The organism is Agrobacterium sp. CG160-95, assembly GCF_053521725.1.
Genome location: NZ_JBNWDU010000008.1, coordinates 178,441 through 193,012 on the forward strand (window position 1 = coordinate 178,441; position 14,572 = coordinate 193,012).

Annotated in this window: 11 protein-coding genes and 1 tRNA gene; 3 read left to right on the forward strand and 9 right to left on the reverse strand. The window is 56.8% G+C overall.

The features are described from left to right. Positions 1-413: 413 nt before the first annotated feature. From ACQZ63_RS23690 to ACQZ63_RS23715, 6 genes are all read right to left on the reverse strand, one after another. Positions 414-941, reverse strand: coding sequence for a virion core protein, T7 gp14 family (locus ACQZ63_RS23690; protein WP_448799421.1), 528 nt, complete (start codon positions 939-941; stop codon positions 414-416). After that, positions 926-1,432, reverse strand: a complete 507-nt coding sequence (locus tag ACQZ63_RS23695) for a hypothetical protein (RefSeq protein ID WP_448799422.1) — start codon at positions 1,430-1,432, stop codon at positions 926-928. Before ACQZ63_RS23695 ends, ACQZ63_RS23690 begins: the two co-directional genes overlap by 16 nt. 256 nt (positions 1,433-1,688) lie before the next feature. Further along, the gene (locus ACQZ63_RS23700) at positions 1,689-2,288 is read right to left on the reverse strand and encodes a ribonuclease H family protein (protein WP_448799423.1); all 600 of its coding nucleotides are present in this window, start codon (positions 2,286-2,288) and stop codon (positions 1,689-1,691) included. Positions 2,289-2,400: 112 nt separating this feature from the next. Then, the gene (locus ACQZ63_RS23705; RefSeq protein ID WP_448799424.1) at positions 2,401-6,180 is read right to left on the reverse strand and encodes a hypothetical protein; all 3,780 of its coding nucleotides are present in this window, start codon (positions 6,178-6,180) and stop codon (positions 2,401-2,403) included. 50 nt (positions 6,181-6,230) lie between these two features. Next, entirely contained in the window at positions 6,231-8,498 is a 2,268-nt protein-coding gene (locus ACQZ63_RS23710) for a hypothetical protein (RefSeq protein WP_448799425.1), read from the reverse strand. A gap of 167 nt (positions 8,499-8,665) precedes the next feature. After that, a complete protein-coding gene (locus tag ACQZ63_RS23715; protein WP_448799426.1) occupies positions 8,666-8,944 on the reverse strand; it encodes a hypothetical protein in 279 nt (92 codons plus the stop codon). A 303-nt stretch (positions 8,945-9,247) separates the two neighbouring features. Between ACQZ63_RS23715 and ACQZ63_RS23720 the strand changes: the two genes are divergently transcribed. Beyond that, on the forward strand, positions 9,248-10,552 hold the full coding sequence (locus ACQZ63_RS23720; RefSeq protein ID WP_448799427.1) for a hypothetical protein: 1,305 nt from the start codon (positions 9,248-9,250) through the stop codon (positions 10,550-10,552). Between the two features lie 55 nt (positions 10,553-10,607). Here the strand turns inward: ACQZ63_RS23720 and ACQZ63_RS23725 are convergent, their stop codons facing one another. The 3 genes from ACQZ63_RS23725 to ACQZ63_RS23735 form a co-directional block, all read right to left on the reverse strand. Continuing rightward, the gene (locus tag ACQZ63_RS23725) at positions 10,608-10,892 is read right to left on the reverse strand and encodes a hypothetical protein (RefSeq protein WP_448799428.1); all 285 of its coding nucleotides are present in this window, start codon (positions 10,890-10,892) and stop codon (positions 10,608-10,610) included. A 294-nt stretch (positions 10,893-11,186) separates the two neighbouring features. Next, positions 11,187-11,262, reverse strand: a tRNA-Ala gene (locus tag ACQZ63_RS23730). Between the two features lie 152 nt (positions 11,263-11,414). After that, complete coding sequence (locus tag ACQZ63_RS23735) at positions 11,415-11,804, reverse strand: TIGR02300 family protein (RefSeq protein WP_004431900.1); 390 nt, start codon at positions 11,802-11,804, stop codon at positions 11,415-11,417. A 198-nt stretch (positions 11,805-12,002) separates the two neighbouring features. Between ACQZ63_RS23735 and cmk the strand changes: the two genes are divergently transcribed. Beyond that, the gene (cmk, locus tag ACQZ63_RS23740; RefSeq protein WP_004431904.1) at positions 12,003-12,683 is read left to right on the forward strand and encodes a (d)CMP kinase; all 681 of its coding nucleotides are present in this window, start codon (positions 12,003-12,005) and stop codon (positions 12,681-12,683) included. 149 nt (positions 12,684-12,832) lie between these two features. Beyond that, positions 12,833-14,533 carry a 30S ribosomal protein S1 gene (gene rpsA / locus ACQZ63_RS23745; protein WP_004431908.1) on the forward strand — a complete coding sequence of 567 codons (1,701 nt, stop codon included), beginning with the start codon at positions 12,833-12,835 and terminating at the stop codon, positions 14,531-14,533. The last annotated feature ends 39 nt before the right edge of the window (positions 14,534-14,572 follow it).

Consider the following 14,572-nt stretch of genomic DNA (forward strand, 5'->3'; position numbering starts at 1 on the left):
AAGCTGCGCCGCCCATGAAGATTGCCGCGTAGGTAAGCAAGAATCTGACCTTCTCGCTTTTGAGAAAGTAGGAAATCAGATGGCTTATGATAAAGAAAACACAGGTAAAGTATGTTAGCGCCCAGCCATTACCCATCCATTCCGGAAACATTGCGAAACTCTCAACAGCTATAATGAAAACTGGCATTTTTCTAGAAATGTCACCACAGCGTGGCCTATCCCCAGCGTATTGAAGGATATACCCACTCGCGTCGGTGAGTGTCCATACAGTTTGGCCCGAGGGCTTGGCTTTAAAAGATAAGTTGCATAACTTAACTCCCGGTAGCGGTGGCTACCACCGGGCCTCATTACGCTAGAGGGGCTGAAACACGAGGGTCGCGGTGATCGAGACTGCGGCCCTCATCCCTCTACCGTCAGGGCTGCTTGGGTTTCCCATAACGATTATAGCTGTCCAGCCCGACACCGCCGATCTTGAGCGCTGCTGCGAAGGGGCTGGGTCCGGTTGCCCACGGCATGGAGTTGATGCGGTCCTGGGCTTTCGCCTTGAGGCCGTCCATCTCCCTTGTGAGGTTAGCGGTGGTGAAACCTGAGTTCTGGCTGATGCGGTCCTTGGCGGTCGCCTCCTTGCCGTAAACGTCCGCAAGGAGAGCATCGACCGAGAGGCCGGACACACCGGCTTCCCCGGCTGCGGCCGTGGTGGTGGCTCGGGCAGCACGGGCTTCACGGGAAATGTCCTGCTTCTGGACAGCCGCCGCATCCTCTTCCTGAATTTGCCGTGTCTGTACGTCAGCATATTCACGGACAAGGTTTGCGTTTGCGGCCTTCTGGTTTTCACGGACCATTGCGTTTTGCGCTGCTGCGGCCTGCCGTTCGCCTATGTATCCGGTAACTGTCTGTGCAGTTCCGAGCGCCGCAGCCACCATCGTTATTGGATCACACATGCGGCGCTCCTGATTTTGAATGCTTCTTGGAAATTATGTCCGCTGGGGCTTTTAGCGATCTTGCCGAAATCAAAACCACAACGTTGCAACATCCGTTTCCGAGGACGATCACGGCAATCCATGAAACTCGATAGGATTGGATATTTTCGGTGGAAAGTTTCAACATAATGACTGGCTGTCGTGGTCAAGCGTTCGGCGTCGATGCGCAAACCATCAACCGTCAGAAACCAGAGGTTCCCCACGGTGCCGTCTTGGGGATACGGAACGGTCCCGAACATGGCCACCGGCAAACCCCGGTCATCCAAGGCGGTCAGGCAGAGGTCGGAATACTGGAGGCCACGGGCGAGGCTGACTTCGGCGGATGGCGATGCACATGCCGCGAGACTTTTGAGGTCGGTCGTGCGGAGCCTTGGGGCAAGATAAGCAACGTCATCGGGAACGGATGGCCGGACCTCAAGGCGAGCCGGTAATCGCGGTGGTTTGCGTTTCATGGAAATATCCTTGCGGGTGTCGCATACAGAAAGCCGCTCCTCAAAATGAGGCGGCGCTGTTGGGTAGTGGTGACGATGGTGGAGAAAGAGTCAGGATGCCGAGCGATTGGGTGCCGATGGGTCAACATGAAGGCGCCCGAAGCTACCTATAGGTAATACATATGCTTATCTTTTTATATTATCCTATGGATAAATATCCTAGGTTTACTTATGGAATAACATGTATCTTCCTATGGTGGGCTATAACATCATCCTCCTATGGTGAGGTGTAATTGACGGTCGGTTTTTTCGGTCTGGAAATCATGGTCTCGGAAAGAACCAATCCGGGTACTTTTTCCTGATCGACAACCGCCCCTTTGGGAAGCCCCCCCCCTGCTGCCGTATTCGCCAGAGTGTCAGCCATCTCATTGGAACGATGACCAGAATGGGCAAGCACCTTCTCCCAGTGGACGGTCTTCTCGGCACACGCGGCATCAAGCCTTTCCCATAGCTCCCTGTTCTTCACCCAGCCGCTAGATGACTTCCAGCCCCTAGCTTTCCACCGGGGCAAATAGAGATTGAAATTGTTCAGTACATATTCGCTATCCGTTTGAATGATGGTCGGCGTTTCCGCCTCCCGGACGCTCTCCACGGCCATGATGACCGCTGCCATTTCCATGCGGTTATTGGTGCTTTCCAGCTCTTCCGAACGGGCCGCATTGGGTGCCTGCTGTAGAAGCTGCGCACCGTCCCAAAGTTGCTTGATGTAACCCCAGCCACCGGGGCCGGGATTTGGCATGGCAGCGCCATCGGTAGCGATGATGTAGTGCCTGCCGATCTTGATGGCGGCGAGGTCGATATCGGGGTTTGTGGTCATACTGTTTCCATCGGTTGTTGATTGCGCATGAGCGCTGGAAAAAGAAAACCCCCGGCCCGAGTGGACCGAGGGAAGATTGCCAAAGACAACAAAGGTCATAAGGCTGGCGATATTACCGCCCTGTACCGCGAGACCGTTCCGGTAACGGGCTGATTAAGGTTGATAGGAGCTGGGCAACCCCATTGAGGTTCTGGAACGGCAGCACACGCGCCACCGCTCTTGCGTCCTGCTGAGAGAACCGCTTGCCGTGCAATTGCTTACCGGCAACACCCAAGGCATCAAGACCGGACTGCGCGAGATCGGCAGAGGGGTTACCGAAGATCGCATCAGCGCCCATCGCTGTGGAGCGGGCGTCGAACAGCGGGTTTTCCTTCTCGCGGAACCGTGCTGCAACCGTGTCCACAGCTACCGGCATAAGGGTTGCCCAGGAACCGTTCTGAACGCCAGCAGCGGCAATGCTACCGAGAGACAAACGCTTCTCAAGGTACGCCTCCCGGTCACTGCGGCCCACCGAGTTGGCATAGGTCCGCATCATGTAACTCATGGAAGCAGCAAAGGTGGTTGTGATGAACGCCGTGGCTGTCGTGGCGTCTCGGAAGTTGAACCCCTGTAGCGTCTGCTTGGTGTAAGCCGCCAGCACGAAGGAACGGAACTGGAGGAACGTCCGGGCCAAGGGATGTGACATCCACATGGCCATCTGGCCGATGTCATTCTCCTGTATAATGGAGCGGCTAAGGCGGAACGCAGCGAACTCGAAGTTTGCCACGGCCTCCTGATCGGCCCACTTGGAGAAGTTCATTGACTTGAGCCGACCATCCTTGAACGTCGCATGGTTGCGGATGTTTTCATAGATCGCATCCACGCGGCGCTGATCGAGGTTAAGCGCAGCCAGTCGCCTTGGGTTCATCGTAGTTTTCCCTCGGGCCATCAAGGCGAACTTGTTCATGATCGCCCTGCCTGTCCAACGCTGGAGCGCGGTGTTCACCGGAGCCATGCCGGACATTGCGGAAACCGCACGTTTCCCGGCTTGAAGCCCATCGTCCAGCTTCTGGAGCATAGGGTTATTGAAGGCGTCCAGAGGATTATCGAAGAGGTCTTCCCTGCGGTGGGTCGCATGGCGCACCCAGTCCGCACCTATGCCGGTCATATCTTCCCATTCACGCGCCAAGGCATCGTCTAGCATCCCGGTCTTGGCATTGCGCCACATCGCCCGGAATGAAGGGACATTCGTGAACGACGCCTTAAGACCGAGTTGGGAAACCGTGTTCATGGTCTCCGACAACTGGGCAAAGCCCACCTGTCCCATTACGCGGATGAAGTTGTAGTCCCGCACCATCCGAAGGAACTGGCTCCACCTATCGCCTTCGTTCCGCGTTGGCTTCCCGACGATGGTGTTATAGACCCAGTTGAGGCGCTCAATGTCCTCCTTGGTGGTAGCCTGGATGCCCTTCTGGTCACCCACGTCACGCACCTTGTCCATCAGGGTTTGCCACTCGCCATCCGAGGTGATGCCCTTGGCGAAGTGTTCATCGGCCATGTCACCGGCCTGCCACTTCGGGTTCCTGATCTCCATGCGAGCCATGGCAATCCGGCCCGACATTTGGCGGGAATAGGACCGCATGAGCGTATCTGCATCATTGACGAACAGGTCCGAGATGCGGACGAACTGTGTCCCCGGCTGGCCATTGGAATACGGAAGCATGAGGCCGAAGTTCTCATCATAGAACATACGGCTTTTCCCGTGGCGGCTGGCACCATCCTTCTTCCCCGGCTTCATGTGACTGACAACCGCGTCGATGTCGGCCTCGGAGAGATCGGTGTCCCTCGTGAGGTTTGCCTTGAGGGCATCAAGGTCTTCCCCGGAGAACACACGGGACATTCCCTGTAGCTCACCAGCAGAAAGCGAGTGGAGCTTCCTGATGTAGTTCGTGGCGAACTTCCCTGCCAGCTCTTCGCTGATCTCGTCATTGACCTCACGCATCGCACGGGCAACCAAACCAGAGAGGGTTTTATGACCGAACTTGGTGAGGTGTTCTTGGATGGAGCCGAGGTCGAAGATGCGCGGGACATAGAAGTCGTTCCGGGTCATCCCCTCGAAACCCCGAACGGGGCGCAAGGTGCGACCATCAATGAGGCCGGGGTTTGCGGCAGTTTCGGCATAGGTTCCCAAGACATCCCGGAGGACTGCGCCCTGGGCTTTAACGGCAGGGTCATATTCCACCATCAGGTCGCGATCACGGACGAACGCGGTCACCTGCCGATGAAATTCATCACGACTGATTTCCGGGTTCCGTTCCTTGAACTGCTTCCAGTTGGCTTGATTGGTAGCCGCCCAGCGGGCCTCGGCGCGTTGATGAAGGAGCGCCTGAACTTCCGAAGCTCCAATGGGGGTTAGGCCGGTCTTGTTGCGGGCACCGTCCTCAACGATCACGTTGCCGATCATGGAGGTGAGATCGTTGTCGGAACTCTTGAGCGAGTAAGCGCTGTCATAGCGCGCCCCACCAGCGTGAAAGACATCGGGCCTCTCAGCATCACGGATGATATCCGCAGTGTCCATTCTGAGGGGTTCCCTTGGGTTAATCTGCATCGCACCCGTGGTGGACCCACCGGGCGGTGATAAGGCTGTCCCGTTCTGCATGTTTCTGCCGATCTGCTGGAGCTGCTGGGCTTCCTCACGGGTGGCCGGGTTTCTGGCAAGCGCACCGAAGGCACCCCCGAGGAGCATTCCGGTTCCCACGCCCCACCAGAGATCAGCGCTCTCGGCGGTGGGCTTGTTCGCGTACAGAATGCCTTCGGAGACGGCAGCACCAGCACCGCCTTCGGCAGCGGCCAAGGCAACCTGTCCGATCTTTCCGAACCGAGCAGCCATCGCAGCCGGTGCCCCTGCACCCATGGACGCAACAGAGATACCAGCCGCTGCGGCCCAAGCCAGAGGGTCCGTTACGCCTGCTGCTACCCGGAGGCCGACACCACCCCAGCCCATTGAGGACAAGCGCTGTTCGGCTTCGAGCTGCTTCATGAGAGAAGCCCGCATACCCTCGGCATGAGGGAGAGATTGAGCATCCGCGAAGCGGTCCCAGTATTGCTCCGGGATACCCTTCGTCAGTTCCTCGGTGAGCTTCTGGTCCAGCCGGAAGTTGGGGTCGGGCTTGGCCTCCGGTCGGTCCTGCCAGACCGCAGATAACGACCAGTCGGTGTTCACGGCGTCCTTCACACCCTGCCAAAGGGAGACACCCCGCATCGCATCCTCACGGGCCTGCGCAGCTTCCCGGTCATCTTGCATGGTGGTCGGAAGCATCGGCTGGGTCGCATCCATGACGGACACGGAGTTTTCGGGCTGGCCCATGGTGAACTTGGATTGCGGCTGGTCGGGACCGGGGTTTGAGAAGGTAAGCCTCGTCGGTTCCTTGCTTGCAGGAGGTGATGAGGAAGGGGCGCGATTGTAAGCTTCACGGAGCCATTGAGCGGCGTTGTCGCCATTCCCATCTGCTCCCCATACTCCGGGGTTACCATAGCCGATGTGCATGGAACCCGGCTGCATATAGCCCTGTCCTGCGCCGAAGCCGGTCACCCCCGCTCCACGGGCACGCTGGACGATCTCTTGGAAAACCGGAACGTCAGAGGGGTTTGACCAGTCGAGCTTTCTGCCGTTCTGGTAGAAGAAAACATCGGCGGCGCTGCCGTGGTCGTGACGAACGGAACCCGTGCGCTGGCCTTTGCCTGCCTTTGCTTCTTCCTTGGTTACCTGCCCGCCGCTGAACACTTCCATCTCGACGCCCATGTCCTCAAGGAACCCAAGGGCGCTGACGAGATCGCCGCTGATCGGAAGGTTACGCTTTGCGCCACGGTTGGCGTACCGCAGCCACGAGGGTGCGTTGTTACTGTCTGACATAGGTGGTCCTTAGAAATGGAAAGGGCCACCCGAAGGTGACCCAATGATGGTTATGGAACAAAGTGCTTCTCGATATCGAACCGCTCTTTTGAAATGGCGCGCTCTTTCTGTTTGCTATCCTGTGCATCCACCACGCCTTGCGCCTTCTCGGTCCGGCGCTTCTGGTCCAGCTCGTACAGAGACCTGAGGGTGAGGTTTGCTCTGGCTAAATTTTCCACAGGGTATTGACCGGATTGGTGGACAATCACCCATGATTGACCGTTGGTTGCGGGGCGGATTGTGAGGTCTTCCGCCTCAAGGTCTTCGGCGTCCCCGAAATCGGCCACATATTTTTCGATGGCATATCCCGCGAGGTCGGCGAAATTTTGAGGTACGTCGCGGCCAGCGGTGTAAACGAAGTTTCCCCGGACGGCTGTGTGCGTGGCCTCGAAACGCTTCTTGGCTTCGTCCAGCGCGTCCTCCGTATCCATGCCGTTTTGGACGTAGAACTTTCCAAGTCGGGTTATCTCGGAGGCAACATAACTCTTGTTGGATGGGGAATATTTACTGCCCCAGTAACCACCATACCGGACGGAATCCACGCGCTCTTCAATTTGCTCGGTGCGCATCGCTGCTGCGGGTGACCGGACTTTATCAGGGTCCGAGGTCTGCATCATGGCCACCTGCATGGCCTGCTCCGGGCCGAGCTTGCTGTATTGCGTGGCGATGCGATACGCCTCGTAGAAATCCCGGTCGGAGCTGTCTTTGACATGCGTATCCAAGAGCTTCGGGTTGGCGGCGTGGAGCTTCATGTAGAGGTCAACGCTATCCTGTAGAGTCGGTGGAACGGCTCCCCCTGAAAGAGTGAACGGGGTGGCTGCTTTCGGCCCCCCTTTAAGGATGTTTTCCCATTTCGGGTTTGTCAGATTTCCGACTGAGAAGCTTTCCACCTGCATGCCAAAAGCCTGCTCGGGGGTCGCCTTTCCCTTCCCTACAAGCCATTCCGTCTGATCGACCAAGCGCTTGGCAACGGCCTTCTTCTGGTCATCCACGGAGATCGTTCGGGTTTCCCCTGTCTTCGTTGGGACGGTGGCCTCTTCGATGTACGGCAGCATGCCCCTACCGGTAGCGTCAAGGTTTCGGGAAACGAGTTCCTCCTCGGCCTGATCAGCGGCTTTCTGCCATGCAATCTTCTGTTCCGCCTTGGCCAACTCCTTGGCCTGCTGCTCATTGAAGGTATCGTTCTGGTTGATCAGGGAGAGAACCTGAGCTTCCGAATAAGCGCCGGGGTTCGCTTTGTGCCACCCCACCAGCTTTTCCCGGTTGAGCTTGCCGGTACGTGCATCGTCCCAAAACTCCATCCGAATATCGCGGGTGGCCTCTTCATTCTGCTCGAAGTTCTGCCTCTTGGCACCATTCTGGATACGAACGGCATCCGTCTGAAATTCGCGGTTAGCTGACAGGGGACCGAGAACAGTGCCATCGGCCCCCTTGCGGTCGGAGTTGAGGATGGCATTGACCATCTCCATGTCGCCCTTGGCCGCGAACGCTTCGGCCAGCCGGACCATCTCCCTGTCCTGCTCCTTGAAGTCCACATGGAGCAGCGAGCGGTTCCCCTCGTATTTCCCCCGGAGAGCGGTAACGATTGCCTGCGGGGTTTTACCGGCTTCCCGGAGCGATGTGGCTTCACCATGGAAGGTGTCGTAGACCCCGCTAACAGTGTCCTGTTTCACCTGCTCGGTCTTGTATTGAGCTTGGGCGGTCTTTGCCCTAGCACCGAAGCCATCCATGACCTTGGTGTACGCCCCGGTGAAATGAGGGTCATTACCGTACTGGTCCAAGTCATCCGAGGTTCGGCCCCGGATAAGACCATCGACATCACCGGAGTTCTTGTCGAAGTTGGTCTCATATTCCGTGGAAAGCTCATTGACGCGCTCATAGGCCAGCCGCTCGCCATACTGCTTCATGAAAGCAGCCTTGAACCACGGGTTATCCATCTCGGTCATCTTGCCGCTATTCACAGCATCACGAGCCTCTTGGAAGCTCATGCCGCCAATCCGTCGCATAGCGCGGTCCTCGGCGTCCTTCTGTGCCTTAGCGGCTGAGTTGTCGAGAAAGTTGGTGAGCGCTGGGCTGATTTGAGCAAGCGCCCCGGCAAGCTGCTGGAGGCCGTTAGGTCCGGATGGTGCGGCCTGAGGGCGGCTATAGGTATCCACCGGGCGAGCCTGCGGCTGCAAGGCTACGTCCCCGAAGGGGTTACGAACCTGCACACGGCCACGGTTCGAACCACCCACGGAGGGGCGGTCATCTTGTCGGGTCAATCCCGGTAGTTTTGTCATGGGGGTTCCTTCTGGCAGCCGAAGGGGTGCCGAGCGTTTGATGGATGAGACCGGAGGTCGGTGATAGAAATGGAAAAGATCACTGCCAGCTTTCGTGAGGAAAACCGGGGGTCGCCATGGGTTTGCCGGTAGCGACCGAATTGAACAGAGGCCGCAGCAGGGGGGGATTATTCCGGCTTGGTTACGGAGGTGAGCAACGGCAGGAAGCCGCCACCGCTTTTCGCTATCGACATATAGCTGTCTGCCTGATGGTGGCCGAAATGGCAGAACGCCTCGACCCAAGCGTCAAACTTGCTGTCCGGCACCATCGTACTCACGGCAAGCAAGGCGTCCCCCGCACGTATGGCATGCAGTGTTCCCTCGGAAGAGCGTCTGGTGGTTTTTTCATGAGCATCGTTTGTTACAGCCGCGAGGACTGATAGGACGGATATCGTTTCGGAGGTCATTTCGTTTTTCCTGTTGCCCCTTCGCAAACGAGGTGGCCTTTGAGCGATGTCTATGGTGGGTTGTAATTGAACAATGCGAGGACCACCGGCACTGCAACCCGATCATCACGAGTGGTGCGGCGTGGGTGGTCTATGGTGAGGGGTAATCGCTGGAGGCGACGTCCTATCACGCTCTACCAATTCAAAAGACGGCGTCGCAGAGAGGAATAGTCATTGTGTAGAGGTCGTCGTCCCTGAATTACGAAGTGGTGGAAATGGAGGACATTTCAACCTAAGGTGAGTTTGAACACTTGGGGGAATTTGATGGCGATACGGAATCTTTTACTGGCTTCTCTTGAGGTCAATCGAGCGAATGACCGCCACGGGGAACTTGAGAATGAAACCTCCGCTATCGCTTGGCTTTTCAAGGAACGCGAGACGCATATGCGGAACCTTGCGAAAGACATCGTTGATCGAGGAGAGATTTACGAATTCCCGTTAGTATCGCCTGACGGCGACAAGTTCATCGTGTTCGATGGAAACCGAAGAGTTACTTGCCTCAAGTTGCTTGATGAGCCTCGTCGCGCTCCCACTGTTGAGTTGCAGGGATTTTTCCGTGAGCAGCGTGAGCGTTGGAAAGGGACGTTTCCTACGAGTTTCCAATGTCAAGTTGAGACAGATCGCGATCGGATAGACGAAATCCTGTATCGACGGCATACGGGGACACAAAGCGGGGTGGGGCAGACTACGTGGGACGACCGTATGAAGGCTACGTTCGTAGCTCGGACAGGCAAGAGCAATGGGCCAAGCATTGCAGATGAGATTGAGCAGAGGCTGGCCCGTGCACATTTGCTACCATCTCGCAGGAAAATACCGCGCTCCACATTGAATCGTCTGCTTTCTGCTGAGCCGTTACGTGCGCGAGTAGGTGTAACCATGAAGGGAGGACGGTTCGAATTTACAAGGGATGAGACAGCTTCCTTAGGAGCGTTGGCGCGCATTGCTAATGACCTAGCAACGCGGAATGTTGTGCTGAACGATGTGTGGGACTTGGATGGAAAAGACCGATATCTAAGTGCTCTCCAAGATGAGGGTGTTTTGCCAGCAGCCGCACCTATGCCAAAAATCAGCCAGCCGGTAGCGCCCGTGTCGAAGCCGGTTAGGTTAAAGCCAACCGCCAAGGCCGCTCCGACCGTTCGCGCCAATCTTATACCGCATAAAGATTTCGGCCTGATCTGGCCCGGACGGCTTCAACGCCATCACCAGATTTGGGAAGAACTCCAGTTCCATCTTGATCTCAAAAAACACCCTAATGCGGTGTCCGTGCTGCTGCGGGTTTTGATTGAGTTGGCGTTGGAAAACTACATCAAGGAAGCCGCTGTCACCGTTTACGACAACGACAAACTAGCGACCCGTTTTGAAAAGGCTGCCCTGCATCTGCTTGCGGCTGGCAAGATCGATGCAAAGCAAGCCGAAGTCGTGAAAAAGTTCAAACAGGGTGACAAGCTGATCTCTGCCGATACACTTAACCGCTACGTTCATTCCCCAAACTTTGCACCGTCTCCAGAGCATCTAATGTCCATGTGGGACAGCTTGGCAGACATTATCGTCCTGCTTTTGGCAGTATAGTCGATGCAAAGTGGTATCGAATCGTCCCCCACCTGTTAAAGCACAAAGGTGGTTGTCACCGCGCCTGCCTTGCGGCCTTCGTTTCAATCGAGACTACGCCACGGACTTTCCCCAAAAAAAACTCAACGTTTCCGCTGGTGCGCTCATAACTGAAACCGACATTCAAGTTTGACCGCTCAACGAACAGCTCAAGTCCTGTTCCCGGCATCTTGAGATAGACCGAATTCAGTGTGTTGGTCCCCGGCTCAACGAACATGTCAAAATGGGATCTAATCCAGTCACGAAAATCCGATGCTAGAACACGGGCCGTTTCAATGATGCTGATGATGATGTTGCGCATGAAAAATATCCCCTGATAAGCGCTGCGCCTTCCGCACTGTTCGGAAGGCCTGGAAGCGAAGCCCCCAGGAAGGACCACGGGGAAGAGCAGGAGGTGAGCGAAAGGAACATGCCAGCCGCGCCTATGGTTGCCCCATGATTCTTCCTGGAGGCTTCTAGGCGGTCTCTGTCCGTTGCGGGTCGGGCTGATTTCCATGCGGGGTACCCAAATGGGGTACGAGGCGGGGTACGCAACGAAATCTGCAGCAAGTGTATAGTATTGTTTTTAAAAAGAAAATATCACTATCAAAGTGATTGGTGGAGCTAAGCGGGATCGAACCGCTGACCTCTTGCATGCCATGCAAGCGCTCTCCCAGCTGAGCTATAGCCCCATAAGGGTTCCGGCATTTCGTCCGGTTCCGGGAACCGAAGCGGCTGTTGTTCCGTTCGGTGGCGGCTTACTACTTCGGCTAATCGAAGAGTGCAAGCACAAAAAACAGCCCGGCTTCATTTTTTTGTCGCCGGGCTGGTTTATCCAATAAGATCAAGCTTCTTCGTCGTCGCCCGGTACGCCGATGATGCCGGACATGTCGTCGTCATCGTCGTCTTCGTCGGCTTCAAGGAAGGTGTCGTCGTCGTCGCCGATTTCCACGTCGTCGTCATCGTCGCCCAGGTCCGGGATATCGTCGCCGCTGTTGTCGCCGTCGGCGTCTTCCAGCGATACGAGTTCGACTTCCGTGTTTTCGGCATCGACTTCCGCGACTTCTTCTTCTTCAGCCTGCTCGAGCTTTGCCTGAGCGGTGCTTTCTTCAAAGAAAGAGAGCGGCCAGGACTTGCCGCTATAGGGAGAAACGACCGGGTCGCGGTTCAGATCGTAGAACTTCTTGCCGGTATCGGGGTCTGTGCGCTTGGTACCAAGGTCCGCTTTTGCCACTGTCTAAGCCTCAAATTGTCGAATGAGTTTCGGTGTGTACGCCGTAAAACCGGCATAGACGGTAAAATTTCTAGCCGGTCCCCTTAATCGTTGCGGTCTTTCGTGTCAAAGACAAACTTTGGAGGCCGCCCTCCCATGATGCGACTTGTATGTCAGGCTGCTCATAAAGATTGGAGGCCGACGCACTCTACTGTATTAATGATGGACGCACAGGCAGAAAGCTTCATGACCTTTACGATTGCCATAGATGGGCCAGCTGCGGCGGGCAAAGGGACCTTGTCACGCAAGATTGCGGAGACCTATGGTTTCCATCATCTCGACACCGGGCTGACCTACAGAGCCACGGCCAAGGCACTTCTTGACGCCGGCCTGTCGCTCGATGACGAGAAAGTCGCTGAAAAGGTGGCGCTGCAACTCGACCTTGCCGGCCTCGACCGCGCGGTGCTTTCAAGGCACGATATCGGCGAGGCGGCGTCCAGGATTGCGGTGATGACGCCGGTGAGGCGCGCGCTCGTGACAGCGCAGCAGCGGTTTGCGGCAAAGGAACCGGGCACGGTTCTGGATGGCCGCGACATCGGCACGGTGGTGTGCCCTGATGCGCCGGTGAAACTCTACGTCACCGCTTCGCCGGACGTGCGGGCGCGCAGGCGTTATGATGAAATTGTCGCCAACGGCAGCGTTGCAGACTACGACGCCATTTTCGCCGAGGTGAAGAAACGCGACGAGCGCGACATGGGCCGAGCCGACAGCCCGTTGAAACCGGCTGAAGACGCGCACTTGCTAGATACGTCGGAAATGAGTATAGAGGCGGCGTTTCAGGCCGCGCGGATGATTATCGACGCCGCCCTGAAGAAACAGGTTTTTCGCGGAACCGCTTGAATCGGTCCGCGTTTAGTCCGGAATTGCCTGAAGACATGTCCTTGCGCCGGGAAGCCTTTTGAAAAGGCGGGCATGGGTTCGGGTATCAACAACGCTAGCCCACCGGCGCTTTTGTATTCGCTCTCGCGCGGATGCAATCAGGAGATTTCATGTCAGTATCTACCCCCACGCGCGAAGATTTCGCAGCGCTTCTCGAAGAATCCTTTGCCTCTAACGATCTTGCCGAAGGCTATGTTGCCAAGGGTATCGTGACGGCAATCGAGAAGGACGTTGCCATCGTCGACGTTGGCCTCAAGGTTGAAGGCCGCGTACCGTTGAAGGAATTCGGCGCGAAGTCCAAGGACGGCACGCTGAAGGTCGGCGACGAAGTCGAAGTTTACGTCGAGCGCATCGAAAACGCACTCGGCGAAGCCGTTCTGTCGCGCGAGAAGGCTCGCCGCGAAGAAAGCTGGGTCAAGCTCGAAGCCAAGTTCGAAGCTGGCGAGCGCGTCGAAGGCGTTATCTTCAACCAGGTCAAGGGTGGTTTCACCGTCGATCTGGACGGCGCCGTTGCCTTCCTTCCGCGTTCGCAGGTCGACATCCGTCCGATCCGCGACGTTACCCCGCTGATGCACAACCCGCAGCCCTTCGAAATCCTCAAGATGGACAAGCGTCGCGGCAACATCGTTGTCTCGCGCCGCACGGTTCTCGAAGAGTCCCGCGCCGAGCAGCGTTCTGAAATCGTTCAGAACCTCGAAGAAGGCCAGGTTGTTGACGGCGTCGTCAAGAACATCACCGATTACGGTGCGTTCGTTGACCTCGGCGGCATCGACGGCCTGCTGCACGTTACCGACATGGCATGGCGCCGCGTCAACCATCCTTCGGAAATCCTCAACATTGGCCAGCAGGTCAAGGTTCAGATCATCCGCATCAACCAGGAAACCCACCGTATCTCGCTCGGCATGAAGCAGCTCGAGTCCGATCCGTGGGATGGCATCTCCGCCAAGTACCCGGTTGGCAAGAAGATCTCCGGTACGGTCACGAACATCACCGACTACGGTGCATTCGTAGAGCTGGAGCCGGGCATCGAAGGCCTGATCCACATTTCCGAAATGTCCTGGACCAAGAAGAACGTACATCCCGGCAAGATCCTGTCCACGAGCCAGGAAGTTGACGTTGTCGTTCTCGAAGTCGATCCGTCCAAGCGCCGTATCTCGCTCGGCCTCAAGCAGACGCTGGAAAACCCGTGGCAGGCATTTGCCTTCAGCCATCCGGCCGGCACTGAAGTCGAAGGCGAAGTCAAGAACAAGACCGAATTCGGCCTGTTCATCGGCCTCGAAGGCGATGTCGACGGCATGGTTCACCTGTCGGATCTCGACTGGAACCGTCCGGGCGAACAGGTCATCGAAGAGTTCAACAAGGGTGACGTGGTCAAGGCCGTCGTTCTCGATGTTGACGTCGAGAAGGAACGCATCTCGCTCGGCATCAAGCAGCTCGGCAAGGATGCTGTCGGTGAAGCCGCAACGTCCGGCGACCTGCGCAAGAACGCAGTCGTTTCGTGCGAAGTCATCGCCGTTAACGACGGTGGCGTGGAAGTGAAGCTCGTCAACCACGAGGACATCACCTCCTTCATCCGCCGCAACGACCTCGCACGCGATCGTGACGATCAGCGTCCGGAGCGTTTCGCAGTTGGCCAGGTTTTCGACGCTCGCGTCGTCAACTTCTCGAAGAAGGACCGCAAGGTCATGCTTTCGATCAAGGCTCTGGAAATCGCTGAAGAGAAGGAAGCCGTCGCACAGTTCGGTTCGTCCGACTCTGGCGCTTCGCTCGGCGACATCCTCGGTGCGGCTCTGAAGAACCGCAGCGAATAATCGCTAGAGATCGTTTGATATAAAGAACCCGCCGGAATT

Coding starts and splice junctions, on each gene's coding strand:
- ACQZ63_RS23690 (WP_448799421.1), bottom strand. CDS start 941: ATGTGTGATCCAATAACGATGGTGGCTGCGGCGCTCGGAACTGCACAG.
- ACQZ63_RS23695 (WP_448799422.1), bottom strand. CDS start 1,432: ATGAAACGCAAACCACCGCGATTACCGGCTCGCCTTGAGGTCCGGCCA.
- ACQZ63_RS23700 (WP_448799423.1), bottom strand. CDS start 2,288: ATGACCACAAACCCCGATATCGACCTCGCCGCCATCAAGATCGGCAGG.
- ACQZ63_RS23705 (WP_448799424.1), bottom strand. CDS start 6,180: ATGTCAGACAGTAACAACGCACCCTCGTGGCTGCGGTACGCCAACCGT.
- ACQZ63_RS23710 (WP_448799425.1), bottom strand. CDS start 8,498: ATGACAAAACTACCGGGATTGACCCGACAAGATGACCGCCCCTCCGTG.
- ACQZ63_RS23715 (WP_448799426.1), bottom strand. CDS start 8,944: ATGACCTCCGAAACGATATCCGTCCTATCAGTCCTCGCGGCTGTAACA.
- ACQZ63_RS23720 (WP_448799427.1), top strand. CDS start 9,248: ATGGCGATACGGAATCTTTTACTGGCTTCTCTTGAGGTCAATCGAGCG.
- ACQZ63_RS23725 (WP_448799428.1), bottom strand. CDS start 10,892: ATGCGCAACATCATCATCAGCATCATTGAAACGGCCCGTGTTCTAGCA.
- cmk (WP_004431904.1), top strand. CDS start 12,003: ATGATGGACGCACAGGCAGAAAGCTTCATGACCTTTACGATTGCCATA.
- rpsA (WP_004431908.1), top strand. CDS start 12,833: ATGTCAGTATCTACCCCCACGCGCGAAGATTTCGCAGCGCTTCTCGAA.